The following is a 25455-nucleotide window of genomic DNA, read 5'->3' on the forward strand; positions in this document are numbered from 1 at the left end:
AAAAAAGCAATCTTTTAAAAGATTGCTTTTTTTAATTGTTCCTTGAGTTCTGTTTCAAAAGCAAGCACGCGCTCCAAAGATAAAGCAAAATCCGCATCGGCAATATTCATGCGCACGAAAAATTCCCCTGACTGATAACGAATCATAATATTTGGTCGTACCTTTTCATGCAGAGCATCCTGTGTCTGTTCATTACCATAGATATACCAGAAATATTCAAGCGCTTCTTTGTTATGGAAATCATCGTTTACCAGTAAAAGAACAGTTTTAAGTTGGTCAGAAAATTCGAGTTCTTTTGCATAGGTCCCATCTTTATAAAGCGGAAGTCCGTCATACCAAAAGTGGACATTCTGACCAAAGGTTTCTTCAGCAAGCTTATTCATAATCTTTCAAAACCCATTCGTTAATGGCATGCGCGACACCAGATTCAGCATTAGATTTTGTGACATATTTGGCAATTTTTTTCAGCTCTTCTTTACCATTGCCCATGACAACTGGGTTGCCAACAGCTTCCAACATAGAACGGTCATTTTCTTGATCACCAATTGCCATTAACTCGTCCACATCTAGGAAGAGTTTTTTAGCTAAGTGCAATACAGCATTTCCTTTGCTGGCTTTTTTATTCATAAATTCAAGATAAAATGGAGTTGATTTAACCATGTTATAACGCTCGAAAAATTCAAAAGGCAAGTAGGCGATAGCATTGTCTAAAACTTCAGGTTCATCAATCATCATTACTTTTGCAACTTCAAGTGCTGCAATTTCCTCAGGCTGACGGAAATAGAGGGGCATATTAACCAAGGAAGCTTCGTGAATAGTATATTTACCGATGTCACGATTACTTGTGTAGATTCCTTTTTTAGTAATGGCATGCATATGTACACCGATTTTACGAGCTGCAGCATCAATATCAAGAACATCTTCAGCTTCTAAGGTTTCCATAATGAACTCTTCGCCAGTCGCACGTTGCACTAAAGCACCGTTATAAGTGATGACATAATCACTATAATCCGTCAATTCAAGTTCTTCCAGAATATCATGAACACCCATAAGTGGACGACCTGTTGTAATAACAACCTTAACTCCAGCAGCTTTAGCTTCAGCAATTGCCTGCTTAACTTCTGGCGTGATTTTACGTTCCGGGTCCAATAGTGTACCATCGATGTCAATAGCGATAAGTTTAATCATTTTATTTTTTCTCTTTTCTAATTAAAGGTTGGTTTGCATAAAGGTAATGAATTCAGGATTCTCCAACATCACTTTTGGGAAGTAGAAGCGGCTGTTTCCGTGAATGGTGCCCGCTAAACTTGCCACAATAGGAGAGACCTCGGAAAGCTCAATGAGGCTACCATCTTTTTGTAAAATTTCAATCTGTGTTCGTGGTTTATTCGAATTGGGACGATAAAAGTCATAAGGGAGATCGAAATTACTGTTTGTTCCCGTGAAATATTGCGGGTCAAAGCCAGCTTTTTCCACTTGATCACGCAGTTTGTCCAAAAGCGAAGCATCAGAGTTAAAAAGATCCAGTTGTTTTTCTTGTCCTTGATTATACTCTAAGGATTTTAAAAGATGGCGGTTGATATACATCTGAGCAAGCTTAGACAAAATATCATCTTCGTTAGCCATCCATGTTTGAAAATAGGTATTCATTACACCATCATCCAAGGCGAGATAATCATGCAAAGTTTGTTTATTCTCAAAGAAAGGAACTAAACAAGGACTTGTATGCGCAAAGTAATCGTGATCAAATTGGTATAAATATTTAGCCCGCTTCAGCAAGTTTTGGAGAATGACTTCCATGGAGCGACTTGCCGGATGGAAGTAAACCTGCATGTACATTTGGTAACGGCTCACAATGTAATCTTCAACGGCATGCATACCAGAAATTCTGAAGACAATTCCATCTTCATGAGGCGCAATTACACGCAGAATCCGAGTCAAATCAAACTGTCCATAGACTGCACCAGTATAGTAAGCATCCCTTAAGAGGTAATCCATACGATCTGCATCAATTTGACTGGAAATAAGTTGCACCACTTGTGGGTTAGGATAGTCATGGGAAATGACTGAAGCGACCTGCTCAGGAAAGTCAGGACTTACTTTGCGTAAAACCGCATTGATTTCAGTAGCTGGTGAGGTAATTATCTCACGTGTCATGGCTTCGTGATCTGTGCCAAATAGGCCTTCAAACGTATGAGAATAAGCACCATGACCGACATCATGTAATAAAGCTGCACATTGTGTAACTAAATTTTCTTCTGGATTCCAAGTTTCAGGATAACGCTTAGTGAACCATTCAGTGATTGTTTTAGCGATATGATAAACTCCCATACAATGAGAGAAGCGACTATGCTCGGCTCCGTGAAAAGTGTATGAAGAAGTTCCCAGTTGTTTTATACGACGTAAACGCTGGAATTCTGCAGTGTTAATTAAATCATAAATTGTTTCGTTTTCGACATGAATATAATCATGGACGGGGTCACGAAAAACTTTTTCGAGCTGTGCCATACAACCTCCTTTGCATTTTACATGCAATTATCTTGACGTAATTGAACAAGTTGTGGTTTCAAGATAAGTTTTTCGACAAAGAGTCTTCAAGAGAGACTCTAACTTAATGAAAACTCTTGCATTACTGTAATATAATTATAACCGAAATTAACATAAATTGCCATTTTACTAATAAGGCAAGTTATAGTAAAATAACAGTTATGGAAATTACTATTCGGAACCGTATTGTTATTGATGGACAAGAAGAATTTATTCGTGAAACTTTTGAAGGTGATGTTAAAAAGTTAGGGAATAAAATTGCATTATATTATAAGAATGCTGAAGAAGAAAAAGTCTTGATAAAGTTTGATGACAAAGAGTTGAGTATGACACGTTATGCTGATAAACCGGTTGTCATGCGTTTTCACAAAGAACTTCCAACGCATACTCTTTATGAAGGTTTGGGACGTTTGGAGATTTTGACAGATGGTTTTCATATGAATGAAGAGTTAAAACATGTGAAATTGAAATACCGCTTAGCTCAAAATGATATCCCGATCGGGGAGTATCGAATGAGAATTGATTGGAAATTGAGTTAAAGATGAAAAAAATATTACTCCCTGAGGAACTGTACGACCAGCTGGAGTTGTCAGGTGAAAAAGAAATTGAAGTCGTTGAAAATAATAAAAACAGCTTCACCATACGTGCTAAAACCCCCAACAAGAGAGAAGAGGCAGCGCGGGTCTTTCTAATCCCCACAGCGCTTAGCACACTCCTCTTTTTTGTTGCCAGTCAGGTGATGGGACTGAGTCAGATTAAATTGTCGGGGACAGCCTCGATCTCAACTGGCGTTTTAGTTATTGCTAATACGATCGCTTTAACATCTTTTATCATTGCTTTTATTAAAAAGCGGAAGGAGCTTTATCATACCATGTTACCGCGCGTGTACTGGCGAACTTTTCCCTCTGTTATTCTTTCTGTTTTTATTATCGTCACTTTAGGATTAGTTGCCTTATTTTGGTTCTTGAACCAGCTTTTTTATGGCTTGAGTTTTGATGTTTTTACGTCAATGCTGATTTTTGCTATTTTTTCTGGAATTTTAAATTACCTGTTAATTTTTGCTGTAGACACATTCTCCATCCAAATGATGATTAATATGCTTATTATGGTTTCTGTTGGTGGACTTGTCGCAAGTATGGCCGCCAACAATAACCAATACTGGTGGCAAAAGAACTTCAGCCTGCTAGGAACGAGTGAATCCAACACAAGCTTGCAGTTTAATATGACTTTGGTTGTTTCGGCTGCCTTGATGATTGCTTTATTTGATTATATATTCGTCTCGATTCGTGAAAAATTAGGGCATCGTATACGATTTATGATATTGCAAATCTTATTAACTTTATGTGCCATCTCTATCGCTTTGGTTGGCCTGATTCCTAATAATGGTGATGGTTTGGCGCACATTATGCACGATGTGGCGGCTCAGCTCATTGTTTTGTTTATGAGTTTATCAATCTTAGGAATTCGCTGGTTTTTACCTGACTTAGATAAAAACATGTACCGCATTTCTTATGGTTTAGCAGGTTTGATAGTTTTTGGTTACTTCTTATGGCATCCGCTCTATTATCTGAACTTAACTGCCTTTGAAATTCTTTCCTTTAGCTTATCTTTTGCATGGATCATGCTCTTGATTAATACATTAGTGAGGATATTGTTTAATCCACGTGTCGTTTATCAAGTTGATATCGTAAAAGACGTAGAAAAAATCACAGAAAAATAAGCTGTGGTTTTTTCATATACCAAAAGCAGAGCAGCTTTTTTTTACCTTAAGTAAAAGCTATGGTAAAATAAAGACGATAGGGAGGTCAAAATGAAAGAAGTAAAAGTATTTTATAATGAAAAATCAGGAAAAAATGACGAAAACGAAGTATTAAATACAATTAAAATTTTTTTTGGAAAAGAAGAAAACAAAGCCTCTCATGTGGAATATATCAATCCAGATAGCCCAGAAGATGCAGTACGTTTAGCAAAAAAAGCAAGTCAAGAAAACACAGATCTTGTAGTGGCACTTGGTGGAGATGGAACGATTAATAAAGTATGTGGAGGCGTATTTGAGGGAGGAAGCAAATCTATCTTAGGTATCGTTCCCAATGGTACAGTCAATAACTTGTCAAAATCACTCCATATTCCTCAGAATATAGAAGCTGCCTTGCAAAATCTCAATGAGGGGAAGTTGCAAAAATTTGATATTGCTAAAGTTAACGATGATTATATGATTTCCAGCTTAACCTTGGGAATATTGGCAGATATCGCTCAAAATGTGAGCAGCTCAGAAAAGAAAAAATTTGGACCCTTTACTTACTTGAAGGATGCCTACAAAGTTATTCGCCATAATAAAAGCTACCGTATCGAGCTCAAATATAATGGCAAAACAAAAGCCTTAAAAACGAAATTATTATTAATTACGATGACCGATACGATTGGCGGAAGACAGGCTTTATCTCTTGATGCTAAGGTAGACGATGGTCTTATCCGAGTGTATTCGTTGAAGGAGATTAATTTACTCAAAATTTTATTCCATCTTAATAAGCTACGCAAGGGCCAACTCGAAGATTTTATGGAAATTACTTATTTTGACACAGATCACTTAGAAATAAGTGCCCAATCTAATAAAAAACAAGATATTCCTTATTCAAGAATTGACGGAGATAAAAGCTCGCCACTTCCACTAGACATAACGGTATACCGCAAAGGTTTGACTACGGTGGTTCCTAAATAAGAACTTATCTTATATTATCTATAAAAGCACCTGATGAATGCAAACTTAACTGTAAATGACAAATTGAAGTAAAAAAACCTTGCATTCCACTTGAATTGAAGAATATTTTCTGTTATACTTATATAGTTGTCTTTGTGGTCTCCCATAAAGTACAACCGCACGAGGTACCGTTTAAGTAGCATTAGCTCACGGTCCAAGGCGAGTCTTACAGTCGTTTTACGGCACAAAATCTAACAAGGAGGAATCACAATGTCAAACTACGCAATCATCAAAACTGGTGGTAAACAAGTCAAAGTTGAAGAAGGACAAGTTATCTACGTTGAAAAACTTAACGTTGAAGCTGGTCAAACTGTAACTTTTGATGAAGTTGTTCTTGTCGGCGGTGCTACTACTAAAGTTGGTGCTCCACTCGTTTCAGGTGCAACAGTTGTCGGTGAAGTTGAAAAACATGGTAAACAAAAGAAAGTTGTTACTTTCCAATATAAACCTAAAAAACACTCACACCGTAAACAAGGTCACCGTCAACCTTACACTAAGGTTGTTATCAAATCAATCAACGCTTAAGGCATGATTGAAGCGGTTATCAGGACAAAGCGAGATAAAATAGTTTCCTATGAAATCTCTGGACATGCTGAATCAGGTGAATATGGTCACGATGTGGTCTGTGCAGCTGTGAGTGTGTTGTCAATTACAACAGCAAATAATCTCTATGAAATGGCAAAGATTAAACCTATTGCCAATATGGAAGATGGTTATCTTTATGTTGAAATACCTTTGAGTACTCCTGAAAGACAAGGCGAATTGGCTCAAACACTTCTCCAAGCGTTTGAAAATGCTATGCGAGAAGTATCAAATAATTACAGCCAATACATTACACTTAAAATTGAAAATGGAGGGCAATATAATGCTTGAACTTAATCTGCAACTCTTCGCCCACAAAAAAGGTGGGGGTTCTACTTCCAATGGTCGTGACTCACAAGCTAAACGTCTTGGTGCTAAAGCATCTGACGGTGAACTTGTAAGCGGCGGTTCAATCCTTTTCCGTCAACGTGGTACACATATCCATCCAGGTGCTAACGTTGGTCGTGGTGGCGATGACACTCTCTTCGCTAAAATCGAAGGACACGTTAAATTTGAAATGAAACGTGGTAAAAAACACGTTTCAGTTTACCCAGCAGTAGCTAAATAATGGTAAACGAGTCTCTCTTCGGAGAGGCTTTTTTTATAAATATAAAAGAAAAGACAATGAGGAAAGCCCACTCTTGAGGGACAGATTCATGTCTTTTCTTTACATAAATACTTGAGTTTCCTGGATTAATTTTTGTGCTTCCCTAAAATTTAGGACATCATCAAAACCATATTTTGAAAGAAAATAGACTTGGTCGCAATATTTTTCCACCTCTTCTAAGATGTGGGAAGTAAGCAGAATGATTTTTGTTTTGGAAAGCTCTTTTAAGATTTGGAAGGCTTTGGCACGCATCGCATTGTCAAGCCCATTCATCAGCTCATCGACAATGATAAGGTCTGCTTCAAGGCTTACAGTGTAAATGAAAGCCAGTATTTCTTTCATTCCGAGAGAATATTTTTTGATTGGTCTTTTAAAGAAACGTGAAGCAGAAAATAAGGGCATGTATTTTTCTGCGCTTTTTAGCTCTGTCTTTGTCAAAACCTTAATATAATCGATTGCTCTAAGATTAGGGTCAAAAATATCAAGTGTCGCAACATATGAAACTCTACCTTGATGCCAGCCATCAGAAATCTGAATATCTCCCTCGTAGTTCATTTCCTTATTAATTGCCGTGAAAAGGGTAGATTTTCCTGTGCCATTTCGACCGATAATACCATAAAGACCTGGTTTATCAAGTGTGAGACATATGTTACTCAGCGTAAAGGTTGTTAGATTATTTATTATAAGTTTCATAAGTTACTAGGCCTTTCTATAGATGTACTTTGTGAATAAGATATAGCTGATACCATAGAAAAGAATACTGCAAGAGAGGAGTACAAGAGCACCAATCCAGAGGGAGTCTCTCTCAAAGAGAAAGTTCCCAGAAGTTGGCCAAGAATTTTCACCGTTGGAAAACTGCAAGACAGTATTAATGTTTAAGTAGGTTAAAGGGATCCATTTAACGATTGTTTTCATCGCTTCATGCGTATGGATAACAGAATAAGTGACCAGCAGTAAAGCGATAATCGCTGAAGGAATATAAGCTTTTCTGATAAACTGTGAGAGGAGCTGTCCTAAACTTGTAATAAATAGGATGGCCAGAAGCAGATAGAGCAGGCGCCAGAGCAACTCCTCGCCCTGAAATACATCATAAATCGCCCCAACGACAAAGTTAGGAAAGTTCCAAGAGCCCATGCCAAACTGGAGTCCAGCGATGAGCGCAAAAACCAGCAAGGCAGAAAGAATAAGTAGGAGTACAAAGCCAGCAGGGATAAATAGATGTTGGAAATGAAACATTTTTTTATCCTTTTTCATCAAATGGTAATAGCGCAAACCGTTTGGCATCTCCATTGCCAAGGTATCTCCACAGATAAAAGTCAGCAGGATTAGACCATAAAGTCCACCTAAGCCAATCAAAATATAGAGGGCAGCGCCGATGCTGGATGGGTTTACCCCTGGAGCTTGAGTAAAGTCTTGCCCACTGTCTAGGACTTGGTGGTACCATTTGGAAGTTGCCTTGAAATACTCATATCCCCCACCAAAAGGAATCTCTTCACCATTTTTTTGTGCTTCCTCTAACTTTTTAATTCTTTGTTCATTATAAAGGTTATCTAAACGCCAGAATTCATTGTAATTATTTACTTCTAATGCTTGAAGTTTTGCCTTATCTAATTTTAACTCATCATTGAGTTCTCTTAAGAGTTCTTCAGCGTTTTCTGGAGGATCTCCAGATTCAATAAAACTTTTGAGTTCCCTGATACTTTTTTCGCTGGCTTTGATATTTTCCTGTGTTGTATCTTCCAATCCTAAACCATTAGGGGGATGAGTTCCTACAGTTTTAAAAGCAACAAACTGAAAGATTAAGCCGATGAACAGTAAGGAAATCAGGACTTTATTTTTATTACTGCTTACAAATTTTTTTAGTATAAACATATTTTTTCCTCATGAAAAGAACGAAGGGAAACATATGCTATTTTCCCTCTCACCATTTTTTCATTTGCTTAGTAAGTATGATAAATGTAGTCTTGATAGTAACGCGTTCTGTTTCTGTTAAGATAGAGAGGTGTTACTCTGACTCTATAGCCATTTCTGACCCTTAATTCACGGTAATGTGTCTGTAGAAGACTTCCTCTGACATTGTATACTTTTTGTCGAACAACAGTTCCTACCCAGACTCGAGGTGCAGGCCTTTGAATGTCATTCGCTTGTACTAAAGCCGGACCTGACGTGGGTGCAAGAGCTGTGAGAGCAGTAATAAGCAGTTTTTTTAGTTTTTTGTTTGACATGTAATTTACTCCTTTTTCTATAAATATTGATGTTATATTGAGTGTTTCCTTTCAATGCCTAACATCTTTTTTGCCTTACACTATATAAGACGTAAATACATCTTACTTTTCACTAAAAATATACCTTGTAGAATATAAAACAAAAATATCTTATTATTCTAAAAAGACAGTGTTATTTTCCCTTTTCGTAAGTTAAGCGCTTTATTGATGATATATTTACTCTATAAATTTGAGTTGCATTGAAGGAGAAAAGAATGAAAATTGGTGTAGTAAAAGACTTGAAACAAGGGGAAGCACGAGTAGGAATGACGCCGGAAAATGTAAAAATTTTGGTAGAGGTCTGGCATACGCTATATGTCGAAAATAATGCAGGTTTTGGTGCTGGTTTTCCAAATGAGCAGTATATCGCAGCGGGAGCCAAGATAGTGGAACGTGAAGAAACATGGGAAGCAGAAATGATGGTTCGCGTAAAAGAGCCCTTAGAGGAAGAATATCAATACCTTAAAGAGGGACAAATAATCTGGGGATTTTTACATTTACCTGCAAATAAAGCTTGTGTTGAAAAAATGATAGAAATGAAGGTGACTGCTTTTTCGGCTGAAAATATCGCTACGGAGGGAACTTTTCCATTACTCAAACCCTTGAGTGCAATTGCGGGACGACGTGCCGTTAATATTGGACAATATTATCTGGAAAAACAACATGGGGGACAAGGAATTCTACTTCCAGGCATTCCCGAAAGTGGTATCGAGGCAGGACATATCGTTATATTTGGTGGTGGTACTGCAGCAGATATTGCTTTGAGTATTGGTTGTTCCGTCCTTATTTTAGAGCTGAGTGATACACGTATTCAAGAGCTGGAAACGCGTTATGCGGGTAAAAAGCTGCAGATCGTCAAGTCAACAACCGAAGCACTTGAAGAGCACATAAAAAAAGCAGACGTTTTTATTTCAACAATTCTGATTCCTGGGGCTAAACCACCAAAGCTTGTGAAAGAGTATATGGTCAAATCAATGAAACCAGGTGCTGTGATTGTTGATATCGCTATTGATCAAGGAGGGACGGTTGAAACTATTGATCACGCAACGAATCATGCAGAACCGGTATTTACAAGACACAATGTCATTCATTATGCAGTGCCAAATATGCCAGGGGCAACACCTCGGACTTCAACTCTGGTAATGTCTAAAGGGAATATAGAATACTTGAAGCAGATTGCCGACAATGGTTTAGAAGAAGCACTTAATCTTAGTGAATCGCTTCGCTCTGGTATGAGTGTCTATAAAGGAACAATAGTGTCGCATGCGTTGGCTGATTCGATTGGGCTTCCTTATACAAAAATTAAGTAAAGATTATTGGGGCTTCCCAATGATCTTTTTGCTTGCATGAAAGGTATGGAAGCGTATAAACCTTGAAATATGATATAATGAGACAAAGATTATAAATAAAAGAACAGGAAGGTATTTGTTTGGCTAGACATTCCGTAGAATTTAAGTTGGAAAATCCAGAAGATGCAGTTTTACTTTTTGGTTCACAGGATAAAAATGCACAGTTGATTGAATCTCAACTTGCTGTTGATATAAACTATCGCGGAGAGCGCGTACAGATTTTTGCTGATAATGAAGTAGCGCCTGAGCAAGCACGTAAAGTTTTACAGGCTCTTTTAGTTTTGATTTCTCGTGGTTTACCTGTCCATAGCTCTGATGCGATGATTGCAGTTAAAATGGTGCTTGAAGATAATATCGAAAATTTCATTACACTTTATGAAATCGAGCTCACTAAAGATGCTGTTGGTACACCAATTCGGTTAAAAAATGTGGGGCAGAAGTTCTATGTAGACAGTGTGAAGCAGCATGATGTCGTCTTCGGCATTGGTCCTGCGGGGACCGGGAAAACCTTTTTGGCTGTCGTTATGGCAGTCCAAGCATTGCGTAATGGTCAGGTGAAACGCATTATTTTGACACGTCCGGCTGTAGAGGCTGGTGAAAATCTGGGGTTCTTACCGGGAGATTTGCAAGAAAAAGTAGATCCTTATCTGCGTCCTGTTTATGATGCACTCTTCCAGATTTTAGGAAAAAATGCAACGGAACGTATGATGGAGCGTGGGATTATTGAAATTGCACCTTTAGCTTACATGCGTGGACGTACTTTAGATGATGCCTTTGTTATCTTGGATGAAGCGCAAAACACAACAACGATGCAAATGAAAATGTTCCTGACACGTTTGGGCTTCAACTCAAAAATGATTGTCAATGGTGATATTTCACAGATTGATTTGCCGGCTAAGGCTAAATCTGGTTTGATTGACGCAAAAGAAAAACTTTCTGGTTTAAATAGTATTGATTTTGTCTACTTTACAGCTAAGGACGTCGTTCGTCATCCTGTTGTAGCTCAAATTATTGATGCTTACGAGAAAAAAGGAGAGTAAGATGTCTGAAGGTTATGTTCTCGACTTACGTAAAATATTAGGCCCGCGCCCACTTGTTGTTGCATGTGCTAGCATAATTATCTATAATGAAGATGGAATCTTGCTTCAGAAACGTAAGGATACAGGGTGTTGGTCTTATCATGGGGGTTCAATCGAACCTGGAGAAACAGCAGAAGAAGCTGCGAGCAGAGAGCTTTTTGAAGAGATAGGTTTGACTGTAGGAAACATGGAGCTATTTACCGTATGTTCTGGAGAGGAACAGCATTTTTGCTATCCAAATGGTGATGAAGTTCATATTGTAGATACTGTTTATGTCAGCAATGATTTTTCAGGTCAAATGGTTTTTGAAGAAAGCGAAGTTCTGGATGCACAATGGTTTGCATTTGACCAATTGCCAGAAAATATTATGCCTTCAACAAGAACACCGCTCTTAGATTTCGCGAAAAAAATGAGAGAGAACATCGAAAATATATAAGGGAAAAGAATGTATATAGAATTAGTTGATGAAACAGGAAAAGTTTCAAAAGAAATTATTGAGCAAACTGAAAAGTTATTAAGCTTTGCTGCAGATTATATAAAGCTTGCCGACTCAAAAGAAATGTCTGTTACTTTCGTTGATAATGCGCGGTCACAAGAAATTAATCTGGAATATAGAGAGAAAGATGCACCGACGGATGTTATTTCGCTTGAATATAAGCCTGATGAAGATGAGTTTTTCTTTGATGAAGATATGGATATTCCAGAAGAGTTGATGGATGAGCTTGATCCTTTTATTGGTGAGCTCTTTATCTCAATCGATAAAGCTGCCGAGCAAGCAGAAGATTATGGGCATTCCCTTGAACGTGAATATGGCTGGTTAGCTGTTCATGGCTTCTTACACATTAATGGTTACGATCATTATTCTCCAGAAGAAGAAGCAGAAATGTTCGGACTTCAGGAGGAGATTTTGACTGCTTATGGACTTAAAAGATAACGAAAAAGATGTAAAAATTTTTAATAAGGAAGACTTTGCGGACGGTGAAGTCCCAGAGAATACCCAGCGCAAACGTTGGAAAAATACGAATGTTATTTCCAGCATGGAGTTCGCAATTACGGGTATCTGGACAGCTTTTAAAGAAGAAAGAAATATGCGCAAGCATACACTTTCTGGTGTGTTGGCTTTGATCCTAGGTGTTGTTTTGCAAATTCAAGAATTTGAGTGGCTTTTCCTTTTTCTTGCCATCTTTTTAGTCTTTATGGCAGAGCTCTTCAATTCGGCTATTGAGAATGTGGTTGATTTGGCTGCTGATTACCAGTTTCATTTGCGCGCCAAAAGAGCCAAAGATATGGCTGCAGGAGCTGTTTTAGTCATTTCTGGTTTTGCCGTGATTGTTGCTGCGTTTATCTTCTTACCTAAAATTTGGCACCTTTTCTTTTAAACTCAACGGCATAAGGAAAAGGTTTTGATTTCCTGAGCCCCTCCTTGTTTTAAGACAGCTATAGCATGTTGGAGCGTCCGACCGGTAGTATAGACGTCATCCACCAGTAAAATTTTATCTGGCATTTTTACCTTTGCTTTTAAAGTAAAGGTATTTTTGTTTTTAAGACGTTCATTTCTGGTACGTGTATTTTGTGCAGGACCTTCTTCTTTTTCCAGAAGAGAACTGAAAGGAAGTTGCTGCAGGAGCGCAGCGACCTGATTGAAACCTCTCTCCTGAAAGCGTTGCTTACTCACGGGGATTGGAACAATCGTATATCCTTTTTCTGTTTGAAAATATTTGTAAAAAACATGATGTAGGCGATAATCTCCCAAAAATTTGTAACGACTAAAGAATTCTTCCATGGCTTTATTATAGGTAAAGACAGCTTGATGATTTACAATAATACCTTCCTTTTCCCAAATCTTGCAGTCAGAGCAGACGTCCTTTATGTCTGGCTTATAACAGCGGCTACAATAAGGTGGAGTAATCAGTTGAAACTTATTGTGACAGGTTGTACAAAGCCCGGGAGAAGAGTCTTTTAAGAGAAAAAGTTGATGGAAAGTGGGTTCAATAGTGTATTCAGTATGGCAAAGCAAACAAATCATTGGAAACCTCCTGCCTTATTTATATTTCTGATATTTTTATAAGCTTCCAACATTGCTGTTATTTTTCCTAAATGAAAGAAAAACACTTTGCCGTCAGGTCTTTCGGTACTTCGACCTACTCGTCCAGCAATTTGGATGAGGCTTGATCTTGTGAAATTATGGTGATGACTTTGAAATACAAAAACGTCAACCTTAGGAAAAGTTACACCACGTTCTAAAATAGTCGTTGAGACAAGGATAGAAATATTGCCCTGGCGAAAACGTTCCACAGCCTCTAAGCGTTCAAGACTCGTTGAAGCAACAAAGGCAATTTTTTCATGAGGAAAACTACTCTGTAAGTCTTGGTTCAGTTTTTCTCCCAGTCTTATTTCAGGGACAAAGATAAGTAATGGGAAACCAGATTCGCGTTGTTTTTTGACCATTTTATAAAACTTGCTCTGCCAAAAAAATTGTGGGAGTACCAATGGAAAACCATGAAAACGTCGGGGAAGTTGTAACTTTTCGATTTGCCCCAACTTGACTTGTCTTTCCAAATTATCGGTGGTTGTTGCAGTAAGATAAATCAAGCTTGAAGAAGGTTTACGAGCTTGAGTCAGTGCAAAAGAAAGCATGTCATTATCTGGAAATGGAAAAGCATCAACCTCATCAAGAATGAGTAAGTCAAAGGCATGACGAAAACTCATAAGCTGATGTGTCGTCGCAATTACGAGTGGCGAGCGGCTGTATTTCTCACTTTTTCCGTGTAAAAGCGAGATGGGACAAGAAAAATCTCGCTTTAAGCGATAGTAGAGTTCTAGACAGACATCAATACGAGGGCTAGTTAAAGCTACAGCTTTTCCTTTTTTAAGGGTGTTATCAATCATCTGATAAATCATTTCAGTTTTTCCTGCACCCGTGACAGCCTGTACCAGCACCGTTTTTTGTTGCTGATGTAATTTGACTAGAGTATCAGATATATATTGCTGAGGGGCTGTGAGTTTTCCCTGCCAGTTTAGAAAAGAAGCTGCTAAAAAATCCTCCTGAGGAAGATGATAAAGTTTTTCATCCGAGCGAACACGTCCCATCTGAATACAATGGGGACAATAATAAGCACCAACGGGGAGTAGGACCTCTTTTTTCTTACTTTTTTTGCCACAGCGATTGCACATAATCACTGTTCTTGAAATATCGTGCATACTATCAAAAAGTGTTGCTTTGTCTGGGATTTTCGACAATTCTTTTTGTAAAAGGAGTCTACCATATAATTCATTCATACCTTTAAGACGAAAAAAGTCGCATGTTTTCACTATTTTTGATAAAATTTATTTATGACAATTACCATAAAAGAGGATTTCATTGCAGAAGAAGAAATCAAAAAATCGCGCTTCATTTGCCATTTGAAGCGCGTTTATACTGAGGAAGAAGCACGAGCTTTTATTTCTGAAATAAAAAAAGAGCATCATAAGGCGAATCATAATTGTTCCGCCTTTACTTTAGGCGACCGTCAGGAGATTCAGCGTTCAAGTGATGATGGCGAACCTTCTGGTACAGCTGGTGTACCTATGTTGGAAATTCTTAAGAAAAGAGAAATTACCAACGTTTGCGCAGTTGTGACTCGATATTTTGGAGGAATTAAACTCGGTGCTGGTGGTTTAATCCGTGCATATGCGGGGAGTGTTGGCCATGCTCTAGATCAGGTTGGTTTGGTCAAATTTGTCACACAGGAGCAATTAATCTTGACTCTTGATTACGGGAATTATGACGGGCTACAGCGCTTTTTAAGTTCCCAAGGCTTAGTCATCTCAGAGAGTGAATTTCTCTCCGATGTTACGGTCAAGCTCTTTGTTGACTTGGATAAGACAGAGCAACTTTTGGCCGATTTGGTTGAACAGTTCAGTGGAAAAATTTCCGCGGCAAAAGGGGACAAGCAACTGGTGGAAGTTGATATTTAGAAAAAGGGATTTATGAAAATTTTTAGAAGCTCGTTTATTGTTAGTATTATTGCGTTAATTATCGCTTACCTCTACGCCGGATGGGATGGCTTAATGATTACAGCTATCCTAGCAGTGTTGGAAATTTCACTTTCCATGGATAATGCCATTGTTAATGCACGTATTTTGGAGCGTATGAGCCATGCTTGGCGTAAAATATTTTTGACGGTGGGGATTTTAATTGCTGTTGTAGGGATGCGCCTGGTCTTTCCGCTTTTAATTGTTGGTGTCTCCGCAAAACTGGATCCGATAAGTGCCATGCGCTTAGCTTTAGAAAAAGGTGATCCCAGTGATCCAGGGACCTACGGTTATATTTTACACCATGCGCATCCTTCAATCGCTGCATTTGGTGGAATGTTTCTTTTGATGCTTGCACTTGGTTTTTTCTTTGATCAAAGAGCACATACATGGCTAAAATTGCCCGAAAAAGTCTTGCAACAGGTTGGACATTTTCCTGCAGCAAATGCGATAATTTCAATGCTTGTTCTTTTATTGACTGCTGAATTTATCGCGGCTGATGCACACACTGTTCTATTCTCCGGTGTTTTGGGGATTGTAACTTATATGTTGGTGAATGGCTTTGGCGATATGATGACCGAGCACATGCCTACCGAAACAGCAGGTCAGACGACTTACGCTGTGGGAAGAGCAGCTTTCTCGCTCTTCCTTTACCTGGAAGTTATTGATGCTTCCTTTAGTTTTGATGGTGTTATTGGTGCCTTCGCCATTACCTCAGACCCTATTATTATCCTACTAGGGCTAGGTGTTATCGGGGCAATGTTTGTCCGATCACTGACCCTTTACTTGGTAGAAAAAGGAACACTGAATGAGCTTGTTTATTTAGAACACGGTGCGCATTGGGCGATTCTTACCTTAGCCATTCTGATTTTGGCAAGTATCCATTGGGAAATTGGTGAGGCAGTGACAGGTCTACTTGGCGGGATTATTATCGTGTTATCCTTTATCTCAAGCATTATTTACAATCGAACACATTAAAAAACAAAAAAGTTGCACCTCTTGTGCAGCTTTTTTAATGTTGTAGGGTATTTTCTTGAATGAATTGGAGTGTTTGCTCGTAGCAGAGCTGTGCTTCTTTCGTACGGTAATCAAATTGATACTCATGTCCAATTTTTTTACTGGAATCACTAAAGAAAAGCTCGGATACAGGAACGTTTAGCTCCTTTAAACGCTTTGCCAAAGCTTCACCTTCTGGAGCGAAACTAAGAGTATTTCCATCCGTAATATAAGTGGGCGGATATTTTTCTGTTACGGCTGGAACCACACTTGCTTGTTTTAGATGTGTATTGGTTTTCCAATCTGTTGTACCTAAGAGTGACCAAGCTACAGTTTTGGTGAAAGCTTTAAGCAATAAATTATTTGACTTATCATGTGCCTTTTCTTGCAAGTTTACAGGGCCACAATAAGAGATGACTCCTTTTAAATTTTGCTGAGAGAGGAGGGGTTTGAAGTTTAATGCATTTGCATAAACTTTATTGGTTTGGATGGCCGCATATTGGGCCGCAATCTGGGCACCAGCGCTATCTCCTCCAAGAATAATTTTATTGAAATCAAGTGAAGGGTATTCGGCTTGATGATCGAGCAAGTCTTCTACTAGTTCGTTTATTTGATGAATTTGGCTGGGATATTGTGCATCAGGTGCAAGTGCATAATTAGGACAGATAACAGCAACTTGAGCATCATGCGCAATCCTAGTGGCAAATTCTTTAACATCGGTTTTATTTCCTCCGACATAAGCACCACCATGAACCCAGATAATTACAGGAATAGGGCCTTTGGCATTTTGAGGCATGTAAATGTCAAAGGTATTTCTTTTTTTGTCTGAATTATAGCTGATGTCACTTTTCAAAAGGACTTTTTTCTTCGTGGACTCATAGGGATTTTGATCTGTTATCTTTCCGCCACTTTTAGCAAAAAGACGATTAATCACAAAAGCCCCGGGGCGTGGGGAGAGATTAAACACCAGCAACACTCCTAAAATTAATACCACAAGAAAGCCTAACAATAAACTTATAACCTTAAATAATTTTTTCATGATGAACTTATTATATCAAATTATTTCATGTTGCAAATGATTTTTGAAAAAGGGTTCAGCAAGCTGAATCTCTCTTTAGCCCCTTCCAATCGGAAACACTAAAAACTTTAAGTCTGGCCTTGACATTTTCAGCAAAAAGGACTACAATTTTAAGGTAAAGCAAGCGACTCGGGACAGTGAAAGCCGAGATTTAAAATGGCCCAAAATCATCGCAATACGAATGAAGTAAAAAATAAAGGTGGAACCGTGCATAGCACCCTTTGTCTTAGGACAGGTGTATTGCGCGGTTTTTATATTATTTTAAGGAGTAGAACATTATGATGAATCCAGCAGAAATATTGGCTGCAACTATTCACCATGGACAAGAAAAGGTCAAACGACCGATGTTAGAAAAAGCTGTACTTGGCTTTATTGGAGGCGCGTTAATCTCTTTAGGTTATCTGCTTTATATCCGCGTCATATCAAGTGTCGTCGATGATTTTGGAAGTTTGGCAAGTTTCATCGGTGCAGCAGTGTTTCCTATTGGTTTGATTGTTATTTTAATGGGCGGTGGCGAGCTCATCACATCAAATATGACGGCTGTTTCTGTATCTTTCTTTGCAAAGAAAGTAAAGTTTTCAGATTTGCTCAAAAACTGGATTGTCATCACGATTTTTAATCTTCTGGGTGCCTTCTTTGTGGCTTTCTTTTTTGCACACATTGTTGGGTTGACAAGTACAGGTGTGTATCGTGAGGAATTAATCACCGTTGCGCACTCGAAAATAAATGCAACCTGGCTTCAGACTTTGGTTTCTGGAGTAGGGTGTAACTGGTTTGTAGGCCTTGCGATGTGGCTTTCTTACGGAGCCAAAGATGCGGCAGGAAAAGTAATGGTAATCTGGTTCCCGACAATGGCTTTTGTTGCAATTGGTTTCCAGCACAGTGTGGCAAATGCTTTTGCCATCCCCGCTGCAATCTTTGAAGGTGGCGCCACATGGATGGAATTCATCCGCAATTTCAGTCTTGTCTATGCTGGAAACATCATCGGTGGTGTGATTTTCGTTGCTGGTTTCTACTTCCTTGGATATAAACGCCAAATGAATGAACTTAATAAATAATAAGGAGAATTAAATGTCAAATAATAAATTATCATTTCAAGATATGATTCTGACTTTGCAGGCTTTTTGGTCTAAGCAAGGTGCAAACTTGATGCAAGCCTACGATAACGAAGTTGGTGCAGGAACGATGAGTCCTTATACTTTCTTGCGTTCAAATGGACCGGAACCTTGGTCAGCAGCTTATGTACAACCTTCACGTCGACCTGCAGATGGACGTTATGGTGAAAATCCTAACCGCCTTTTCCAACACCACCAATTTCAAGTGGTGATGAAACCTTCACCCAAAAATATCCAAGAACTTTATTTGGAAAGTTTAGCTGCCCTAGGGATTGATGCTTTGGAGCATGATATTCGTTTTGTTGAAGATAACTGGGAAAATCCATCAATGGGTTGTGCCGGTATTGGTTGGGAAGTTTGGATTGATGGACAAGAATGTACACAGTTTACTTATTTCCAACAAGTGGGTGGTATTGAAGTGGATTCTGTAACTTCTGAAATTACCTATGGTCTAGAACGCTTGGCAACAGCTATTCAAGAAGTTGACAGTGTCTACGATCTCGAATGGGGAAATGGCGTGCTCTATGGTGATATTTTCAAAGAACCAGAATATGAGCACTCAAAATTTGCTTTTGAAGAGTCTGATCAAGATATGCTTTTAGACTTGTTTAACAAGTACGAAGCAGAAGCACTTAAATTACTGGATTTAGGTTTGGTTCACCCTGCTTATGACTTTATCTTGAAGAGCTCTCATACCTTTAATCTTTTGGATGCACGTGGCGCAGTTTCGGTAACTGAACGTGCTGGCTACCTGCACCGCGTACGTACAATGGCGCGTAAAGTTGCCAAAACATTTATTGAAGAACGTGCTAAACTTGGTTTCCCACTTTTAAAAGATGAAGACTTACGTGAGAAATATCTGGGAGAAAAAGGGAAATATACAAAAGTTCTGGCACAATTGGCAGAAGAACAGGAGGCAAAATAATGGCAAACTATTTACTCGAAATTGGCTTGGAAGAAATGCCAGCCCACTTGGTAACACCTGCAATCAATCAATTGGCAGAACGTCTTTCGGACTTTTTGAATGAAAATCGTTTAGAATTTGATGCTATCCGCAAATTTTCAACACCACGTCGTTTGGCTGTTTTGGTGGAAGGACTTGCTGAAAATTCCGAAGCAATGGACGAAGAAGTCAAAGGTCCATCTGCTAAAATTGCTAAAGATGCTGAAGGAAACTGGTCAAAAGCCATTCAAGGTTTCTCTCGTGGACAAGGCGTAACACCTGACGAATTGGTCCTCAAGGGCGATTACTATTTCGCAAACAAACATATTGCGGGCGTAGCTGCACAAGAAATATTGACAAAAGTTGGCGATGAAGTCATTTCTAAAATGCAGTTCAAAACTTACATGAAATGGGGAAATAATAGCTTCCTCTTCGTGCGCCCAATCCAATGGATGATTTCTTTACTAGATGCCGAAGTGGTTCCCTTTGACATTCTTGATGTGACTGCAGGAAATACAACACGTGGTCACCGCTTCCTTTCAAACCAAGAGTTTACACTTGAACATGCGACAGATTATGCCAAAGTTTTGACTGATAATTTTGTTATGGTTGATGCTGGAGCACGTAAAGCTGAAATTAGCCAACAAATCAAAAAAATTGCAGCTGAACATGGCTGGAAAGTTGAACTTTCAGACGAAAAACACGTTGAACTTCTTGAAGAAGTCAATAACCTCGTCGAGTACCCAACTGCTTTTGTCGGTAGCTTTGATGAAAAGTATTTGTCAGTTCCGGAAGAAGTTCTGGTTACTTCAATGCGTGATAACCAACGTTATTTTGAAGTTTATACTGCAGAAGGTAAGCTCGCACCGCACTTTATCTCCGTGCGTAATGGTAATGCTGAAGGTATGAAAAACGTCATCTTAGGCAATGAAAAAGTTCTGGTTGCCCGTTTGGAAGATGCTGAGTTCTTCTGGAAAGAAGATCAAAAATTAAAAATTGCAGATCTTGTGAAGAAACTTGAAAATGTAACTTTCCATGCAAAAATCGGTTCAATCACAGAACATATGGCTCGTACAAAAGCAATTGCAGCACATCTGGCAGATATTGCCAAGCTGACAGAAACTGAAAAGACGGATGTGGCGCGTGCAGCAGATATTTATAAATTTGACCTTTTGACAGGTATGGTTGGTGAATTTGATGAACTTCAAGGCGTTATGGGTGAAAAATATGCTCTTCTTGCAGGAGAGAATGGCAACGTAGCAGCAGCAGTTCGTGAGCATTATATGCCGGTATCTGCTGAAGGAGATTTGCCGGAAACTGCTGTCGGAAGTGTTTTGGCTGCTGCAGATAAAATCGACAGCATTCTTTCATTCTTTAGCGCAGGCTTAATTCCTTCAGGCTCGAATGACCCTTACGCTTTGCGTCGTGCAGCGCAAGGATTGACACGTATTATTGAGAAATTCAACTGGCACTTTGACTTTTCTGAGTTTATCGCCACACTTGATTATGAAAATAAAGAGCAAGTTATTGATTTCCTCAAAGGTCGTGTGCAAAAACTTCTACTGGATAAGAAAATCCGTCACGATATTGTTGAAGCAACAATTGCGGCAGATACAATGGATATTGCTAACATGATGGAAATTGCGCCAATGCTTAACAGTCATAAGGACGAAGAAACTTTTAAACCAGCTATTGAAAATATTTCACGTGTGATCAACTTGGCGAAAAAAGCCGATCATGTCGGAACGGTTTCTTCTGAGCTCTTTGAGAACGATGCTGAAGGCGTGCTTTACAAAGCTACAGAAGAACTTAAAGCAGGTTGGGCAAACTTGTCTGCCTCTGAAAAATATGATATTCTTGTCAACAAAGGTGTTCCAGCCATTAACAATTTCTTTGAAAATGTAATGGTTATGGCAGAAGATGAAAAAGTACGTCAGAATCGTCTGGCCTTGCTTACAGAGCTGTCAGCACTTACCGGAACAATGGCTGACTTTAGTTTAATCAATACAAAATAAGGAGGATATTGGTCTTATGGCAATCACAAATGAACAAGTGGAACGTATCAATGAACTTGCACGTAAACACAAAGCAGAAGGACTAACAGAAGCCGAAACTGCAGAACGTGCTGAATTGCGCCGTATCTATCTTGATAGCGTACGTGAAAATCTCCGCGGTCAAGTTGAAGCAGTAAAATTGGTGGATGAAGATGGCAAAGACATCACACCAGAAAAGCTTAAAGACATTCAACGCGCCAAAGGTATGCGTGATTAAAAGTGGTCGAGCTTTGTGCTCGGCCTGTTTTTAATACGCTCCCAGATTTGCTCCTGAAGGAGCTCATGTTAGACGACAATTCCCAGCGGAATTGCCTGAACATTTTATTAGGCAGGATCGATTTTTTGATTTCTGCATTATTGCTATTATTATACAGGTAAGGGGAATTACTTTTAATGAAAAATATAAAAATTGGAATCTCAAGATGGGCCGTTCTTTATGCCGTTTTAGCTGTTGTGATTGGGGTAATCATTGGAGCTGTCGATGCTTTATTTGGGCGTGGCTTGATTTATATTACGGAGACACGTGACGCAAATCCCTTGTATTTTCTTCCTTTTTTGGCTTTAGCTGGTCTTTTGATTGTGTATGTCTACCAACGTTTTGGTAAAGACAGTCAAAAAGGAATGGGGTTGATTTTTGAAGCGGGAAATAAAGGACGAGAAGATATTCCTAAGCGTTTGGTACCCTTGATTATCTTTTCAACTTGGCTATCGCACCTTTTTGGTGCCAGTGTTGGACGAGAAGGTGTAGCTGTCCAGATTGGTGCCACGATTGGCCATACAGTCGGTGGGAAATTATCTTCCAAGGAAGCACAAAAAGTGCTTTTGATTACGGGGATGGCAGCCGGTTTTGCCGGTCTCTTTCAAACACCAATTGCTGCAACTTTCTTTGCTATTGAAATCCTGATGGTGGGCAAGATTGAATATATCGCACTTTTCCCCGCTTTGGTTGGTTCCTATGCGGCCAGTGCGACATCTCATGCTTTAGGTTTAGAAAAATTTTCCTTTGCGGTCAATACCGACTTAAATATTGATCCGTTGGTACTTCTGAAGCTGCTCGTTGTGGCAATTTGCTTTGGCTTGGTGGGGCGCATCTTTGCGCAAGGCTTAGCCTTTATGAAGACTTATATGGCAAGTAAACTCACTAATCCTTATCGCCGTATCTTACTTATGGGACTGATTTTGAGCTTGGGTCTCATCTTCATCCATCTTGATCGTTATGCAGGTCTAGGAACGAACCTGATTTCCATGAGTTTTAATGGAGAACATATCAATGCCTATGATTGGCTTCTGAAATTGCTCTTCACTGTCTTAAGTATCTCAGCAGGTTTCCAAGGTGGAGAAGTAACACCGCTCTTTGCGATTGGTGCAAGTTTGGGCGCAACCTTAGCCTTACTTTTGGGCTTGCCTGTTGGCTTGGTAGCTGCTGCTGGCTATGTTTCAGTCTTTTCATCAGCAACCAACTCATATTTTGCTTCAATCTTCATCGCTGCAGAAGTCTTTGGCTTTGGTACGGTACAATATATCCTGCCAATCGTGACCATTGCCTATATTCTCAATGGTAATGCTTCGATCTATGCACAAGGAAAACTAAATTTAGAAGTTTAACAGAAGAATAAGGCTTTTGGTCTTATTCTTTTTATTGTCTATTTTCCTATGTCCAGAATGAGCAATTTTTAATCACAAAATATAGCGAAGTGATAAAATAGAAAGAGAATATGAAAACGCCTACGAAACACGTAGGCTTAGAAAAGAAGAGGAGCAGCTGTGAATATCGAAGCTTTACTTGAAAAAAAAGAGCAAATACAGGTTAAGATTCTACGCCAGTTGGTCCTCAAGCGGGATAAGATAACCGCGCAAGAACTGTGTGAGGGGGTAAATCTCTCTCGACCTTCGATTGAAAGTTACTTAGAGGACATTTCTTATCTGGGACAGATGATGGGGAAACCTATGGAAGTGATGCGCCAGGACAATAAACTAGCCCTAAACATGGCAGAGTCTCAAAGTTTAGATGAAGTCATCAGTTTTTTAATCCAAGACAGCATTAAGTATCGCATGCTTCTCTTGCTTTTTGAACAAAAAAATTACATGATTTTTGAACTAGCAGAAGCCTTACTGGTCAGTGAATCAACCTTGTTCCGCAAAATAAAAGAGCTAAATAAACTTTTATCCGAGTTTGAGCTTCAAATTAAAAATAATAAGCTGCTGGGCGAAGAAAGCCAGATTCGCTATTTTTACTACTTGCTGTTTGATTCGCTTCATCCTAAATTTCGACCAAACTTCCTTCAAGTCACGAAGTTTCAAGTTGATTTTATCCTGCAACTCGAAGAAACCTTAAAAGTAACCTTTTCGGAAAGCAGCCAAGATAAACTTTACCGTTGGTTAGCCATTACAGAAAAAAGGCGTAAACTTACAGATATTCAAGTTACTCAATCTTTGGAAATGAAGAAGATCTATCAAGACGATCACCTTTATCAGCTGTTGGATTCTCTTTTTTATCAATACATTTATGATAAACAGAGTAAGAATAATTGTGAGACAATCTTTTTCTACAGTTTTCTCTTGTCTTTTTTCATCTTAGATAAGGAAAGTTATTACCGCTTTGATATTTTCCGCAGTAAAAAAATTCCCACTGTTCTTTTGAATATTTCTTTAAGAGAACGTATGCTGAACCACTATCGTCCCCATCGGTTAGGGTTTGAAGAGGAAAAAGCCATTAGTTATCAGCTGGCACAAGTCAATAATAAATTTGCCTTTTTCCATGGCAGCCTCTTTACAAAGAGCCAGGAAGCTTTGCTCAGTCATAAGCAAAACTGGGTCGACAAGAGTTTTCAAGATTTGCTGGATAATCTCAAAGAAATCGCCTTAAGTTATATTCCCAAAACGCAGGATTTACCTGAACTCATCTTTGGCTATCGCAATGCTTTGATGTTGCTGGAACTTTTATCTGCCCAACAACTGACAGTGGCTTATGACTTGTCTGATACGCCAGCCTATCAAATCCCCATGGAACATTATCTTAAAAATCGTCTCAGAGCAGTGGAAAAGATAAAACTGGAACATTACCATGAAGGACAGAGCTATGACTTGCTTATCTCAAGTAAAAGAAATGACAGTCGAAAGTTTGTCTATGTCCTTTCCGAGTTTTCCAGTGAGTATGACTTTGAAGAGCTACTGACCTGTATTGAAGCCTTGAAGAAAGAAAAATTTCAAAAGAAAGCAATTCTTAATTGAGAATAAACAAGAGCAAGAGGGACATATCCCTCTTTTTTTTGTTCTTCTGCGGATATCATTTTGTATTTATTAAGAGAAATATTACAATTAAATTATAAATGTTAAGGTTGTTTTTTAAAAGTAACAAAATATTTGACGAGGTAAAAGCCATGCTCTATAATCTTCCAGCCCAGCCCAGCCCAGCCCAGCCCAGCCCAGCCCAGCCCAGCCAGACTAATATACTACGCTTTTTCGTCTTATCCCTAGTGCTTCTATTTTGAGAACAAAGCGATGAATAGCGGTAATATGATAAAAAAGGACAAGAATATGAAAGTAAAAAAGAATAAAAAGATGAGATTTTCAAGTAAAAGCAGATACTTCTTAACCCTTGCGGTATTGGCGGGGTTTGTGGGTAATCCTCTTCTCCAAGGAACAACTGTCTTAGCCGAGAGTTTCTCGCCTGATACGTCCTTGGTTACAGGGGATGAAACGCAGCTTCCAGATGTTTTGAATCCCGAGATTCCTGAAGTTCTTGAAGATCAGAGTGAAAGGCAAGCCATCCAGACCGACGAAGAAAAAACAAATGATTTCGATGCAATAGAAAATACTTCGCCAGTATCCAGCGAAGTTAGGACAGAAGAAATAGCTTTGGAAACTGAGAAAGGAGATTCAGAGTTAAGCAGTACTGAGGTAGTTCCTACGCAAGCAATGACAGTTTGGGGAAATGTAAGTACGGAGTGGGATAGTGATACGAGAACTTTAACGCTCATAGAAGGAAGCATTACTAATTCTGATTTTTTTTGCACAAACTGCTGACAATCAAAGATTAAGAAATGCAATACAGCATATTGTATTTGAG

Annotated in this window: 28 protein-coding genes and 1 other annotated feature; of the genes, 20 read left to right on the forward strand and 8 right to left on the reverse strand. The window is 38.9% G+C overall.

Annotated elements, in window-relative coordinates:
• Positions 1-14: 14 nt before the first annotated feature.
• Genes J0J36_RS04150 through J0J36_RS04160 form a run of 3 tightly spaced genes read right to left on the reverse strand, consistent with a single transcriptional unit; the run spans position 15 to position 2508 of the window.
• Positions 15-383 carry a hypothetical protein gene (locus J0J36_RS04150; protein WP_019335349.1) on the reverse strand — a complete coding sequence of 123 codons (369 nt, stop codon included), beginning with the start codon at positions 381-383 and terminating at the stop codon, positions 15-17.
• Positions 376-1188, reverse strand: coding sequence for a sugar-phosphatase (gene yidA / locus J0J36_RS04155; protein WP_019292784.1), 813 nt, complete (start codon positions 1186-1188; stop codon positions 376-378). The genes J0J36_RS04150 and yidA overlap by 8 nt, the downstream gene beginning before the upstream one ends.
• A gap of 21 nt (positions 1189-1209) precedes the next feature.
• Positions 1210-2508 (reverse strand): HD domain-containing protein, encoded by a 1299-nt coding sequence (locus J0J36_RS04160; protein ID WP_019292783.1) that lies wholly within the window; start codon positions 2506-2508, stop codon positions 1210-1212.
• A 200-nt stretch (positions 2509-2708) separates the two neighbouring features.
• Here J0J36_RS04160 and J0J36_RS04165 point away from each other — a divergent pair, with 200 nt between their 5' ends.
• The 6 genes from J0J36_RS04165 to rpmA all read left to right on the forward strand — a co-directional run bounded on the left by J0J36_RS04165 (position 2709) and on the right by rpmA (position 6455).
• Positions 2709-3086: a DUF1934 domain-containing protein gene (locus tag J0J36_RS04165; protein WP_019292782.1), complete on the forward strand. Its 378-nt coding sequence runs from the start codon at positions 2709-2711 to the stop codon at positions 3084-3086.
• Positions 3087-3088: 2 nt separating this feature from the next.
• Positions 3089-4267, forward strand: coding sequence for a DUF998 domain-containing protein (locus tag J0J36_RS04170; protein WP_029345738.1), 1179 nt, complete (start codon positions 3089-3091; stop codon positions 4265-4267).
• Positions 4268-4357: 90 nt separating this feature from the next.
• Positions 4358-5266: a diacylglycerol kinase family protein gene (locus J0J36_RS04175; protein ID WP_040086322.1), complete on the forward strand. Its 909-nt coding sequence runs from the start codon at positions 4358-4360 to the stop codon at positions 5264-5266.
• Between the two features lie 143 nt (positions 5267-5409).
• Positions 5410-5482: a sequence feature (ribosomal protein L21 leader region), on the forward strand.
• A 33-nt stretch (positions 5483-5515) separates the two neighbouring features.
• A complete protein-coding gene (gene rplU, locus J0J36_RS04180) occupies positions 5516-5830 on the forward strand; it encodes a 50S ribosomal protein L21 (RefSeq protein WP_003136338.1) in 315 nt (104 codons plus the stop codon).
• A gap of 3 nt (positions 5831-5833) precedes the next feature.
• Positions 5834-6178, forward strand: coding sequence for a ribosomal-processing cysteine protease Prp (locus J0J36_RS04185; protein WP_004257958.1), 345 nt, complete (start codon positions 5834-5836; stop codon positions 6176-6178).
• Positions 6171-6455: a 50S ribosomal protein L27 gene (gene rpmA, locus J0J36_RS04190; RefSeq protein WP_004257956.1), complete on the forward strand. Its 285-nt coding sequence runs from the start codon at positions 6171-6173 to the stop codon at positions 6453-6455. The genes J0J36_RS04185 and rpmA overlap by 8 nt, the downstream gene beginning before the upstream one ends.
• 99 nt (positions 6456-6554) lie before the next feature.
• Here the strand turns inward: rpmA and J0J36_RS04195 are convergent, their stop codons facing one another.
• Positions 6555-7187, reverse strand: a complete 633-nt coding sequence (locus tag J0J36_RS04195; protein WP_153924708.1) for an ATP-binding cassette domain-containing protein — start codon at positions 7185-7187, stop codon at positions 6555-6557.
• A 6-nt stretch (positions 7188-7193) separates the two neighbouring features.
• Positions 7194-8366, reverse strand: a complete 1173-nt coding sequence (locus tag J0J36_RS04200) for a hypothetical protein (protein ID WP_153924710.1) — start codon at positions 8364-8366, stop codon at positions 7194-7196.
• 607 nt (positions 8367-8973) lie between these two features.
• Here J0J36_RS04200 and J0J36_RS04205 point away from each other — a divergent pair.
• The 5 genes from J0J36_RS04205 to J0J36_RS04225 all read left to right on the forward strand — a co-directional run bounded on the left by J0J36_RS04205 (position 8974) and on the right by J0J36_RS04225 (position 12565).
• Positions 8974-10068, forward strand: coding sequence for an alanine dehydrogenase (locus tag J0J36_RS04205; RefSeq protein ID WP_153924713.1), 1095 nt, complete (start codon positions 8974-8976; stop codon positions 10066-10068).
• A 119-nt stretch (positions 10069-10187) separates the two neighbouring features.
• Positions 10188-11147 carry a PhoH family protein gene (locus J0J36_RS04210; protein ID WP_153924716.1) on the forward strand — a complete coding sequence of 320 codons (960 nt, stop codon included), beginning with the start codon at positions 10188-10190 and terminating at the stop codon, positions 11145-11147.
• Position 11148: 1 nt separating this feature from the next.
• Positions 11149-11622, forward strand: a complete 474-nt coding sequence (locus J0J36_RS04215; protein ID WP_019292774.1) for an NUDIX hydrolase — start codon at positions 11149-11151, stop codon at positions 11620-11622.
• 9 nt (positions 11623-11631) lie between these two features.
• Positions 11632-12120, forward strand: coding sequence for an rRNA maturation RNase YbeY (gene ybeY, locus J0J36_RS04220; protein ID WP_019292773.1), 489 nt, complete (start codon positions 11632-11634; stop codon positions 12118-12120).
• Positions 12104-12565 (forward strand): diacylglycerol kinase family protein, encoded by a 462-nt coding sequence (locus J0J36_RS04225; protein ID WP_019292772.1) that lies wholly within the window; start codon positions 12104-12106, stop codon positions 12563-12565. Before ybeY ends, J0J36_RS04225 begins: the two co-directional genes overlap by 17 nt.
• A 2-nt stretch (positions 12566-12567) precedes the next feature.
• On the opposite strand, the gene J0J36_RS04230 is transcribed toward J0J36_RS04225, so the two are convergent.
• Positions 12568-13212: a ComF family protein gene (locus J0J36_RS04230; RefSeq protein WP_019292771.1), complete on the reverse strand. Its 645-nt coding sequence runs from the start codon at positions 13210-13212 to the stop codon at positions 12568-12570.
• The gene (locus J0J36_RS04235) at positions 13209-14465 is read right to left on the reverse strand and encodes a DEAD/DEAH box helicase (protein ID WP_153924719.1); all 1257 of its coding nucleotides are present in this window, start codon (positions 14463-14465) and stop codon (positions 13209-13211) included. The genes J0J36_RS04230 and J0J36_RS04235 overlap by 4 nt, the downstream gene beginning before the upstream one ends.
• A 54-nt stretch (positions 14466-14519) precedes the next feature.
• Between J0J36_RS04235 and J0J36_RS04240 the strand changes: the two genes are divergently transcribed.
• Together J0J36_RS04240 and J0J36_RS04245 are read left to right on the forward strand one after the other, a co-directional pair.
• Positions 14520-15143, forward strand: coding sequence for a YigZ family protein (locus J0J36_RS04240; RefSeq protein WP_019292769.1), 624 nt, complete (start codon positions 14520-14522; stop codon positions 15141-15143).
• 12 nt (positions 15144-15155) lie between these two features.
• On the forward strand, positions 15156-16178 hold the full coding sequence (locus tag J0J36_RS04245) for a DUF475 domain-containing protein (protein ID WP_153924722.1): 1023 nt from the start codon (positions 15156-15158) through the stop codon (positions 16176-16178).
• Positions 16179-16212: 34 nt separating this feature from the next.
• Here the strand turns inward: J0J36_RS04245 and J0J36_RS04250 are convergent, their stop codons facing one another.
• Complete coding sequence (locus tag J0J36_RS04250; RefSeq protein WP_153924725.1) at positions 16213-17235, reverse strand: alpha/beta hydrolase; 1023 nt, start codon at positions 17233-17235, stop codon at positions 16213-16215.
• Between the two features lie 317 nt (positions 17236-17552).
• Between J0J36_RS04250 and J0J36_RS04255 the strand changes: the two genes are divergently transcribed.
• The 7 genes from J0J36_RS04255 (at position 17553) to J0J36_RS04285 (ending at position 25412) form a co-directional block, all read left to right on the forward strand.
• Positions 17553-18332: a formate/nitrite transporter family protein gene (locus tag J0J36_RS04255; RefSeq protein ID WP_019292766.1), complete on the forward strand. Its 780-nt coding sequence runs from the start codon at positions 17553-17555 to the stop codon at positions 18330-18332.
• Positions 18333-18345: 13 nt separating this feature from the next.
• Positions 18346-19314: a glycine--tRNA ligase subunit alpha gene (gene glyQ / locus J0J36_RS04260; RefSeq protein ID WP_019292765.1), complete on the forward strand. Its 969-nt coding sequence runs from the start codon at positions 18346-18348 to the stop codon at positions 19312-19314.
• Positions 19314-21347, forward strand: a complete 2034-nt coding sequence (glyS, locus tag J0J36_RS04265) for a glycine--tRNA ligase subunit beta (protein ID WP_019335357.1) — start codon at positions 19314-19316, stop codon at positions 21345-21347. The genes glyQ and glyS overlap by 1 nt, the downstream gene beginning before the upstream one ends.
• 16 nt (positions 21348-21363) lie before the next feature.
• Positions 21364-21603 (forward strand): DUF896 domain-containing protein, encoded by a 240-nt coding sequence (locus tag J0J36_RS04270; RefSeq protein WP_004257921.1) that lies wholly within the window; start codon positions 21364-21366, stop codon positions 21601-21603.
• A 176-nt stretch (positions 21604-21779) separates the two neighbouring features.
• Positions 21780-22991 carry a chloride channel protein gene (locus J0J36_RS04275; RefSeq protein ID WP_019335358.1) on the forward strand — a complete coding sequence of 404 codons (1212 nt, stop codon included), beginning with the start codon at positions 21780-21782 and terminating at the stop codon, positions 22989-22991.
• 159 nt (positions 22992-23150) lie between these two features.
• Complete coding sequence (locus J0J36_RS04280; protein ID WP_019292762.1) at positions 23151-24617, forward strand: helix-turn-helix domain-containing protein; 1467 nt, start codon at positions 23151-23153, stop codon at positions 24615-24617.
• Positions 24618-24947: 330 nt separating this feature from the next.
• On the forward strand, positions 24948-25412 hold the full coding sequence (locus J0J36_RS04285; protein ID WP_165719026.1) for a hypothetical protein: 465 nt from the start codon (positions 24948-24950) through the stop codon (positions 25410-25412).
• Positions 25413-25455 lie beyond the last annotated feature (43 nt).

It is taken from the genome of Lactococcus sp. LG1074 (assembly GCF_017309525.1).
In the GTDB taxonomy this organism is placed as follows: domain Bacteria; phylum Bacillota; class Bacilli; order Lactobacillales; family Streptococcaceae; genus Lactococcus; species Lactococcus petauri.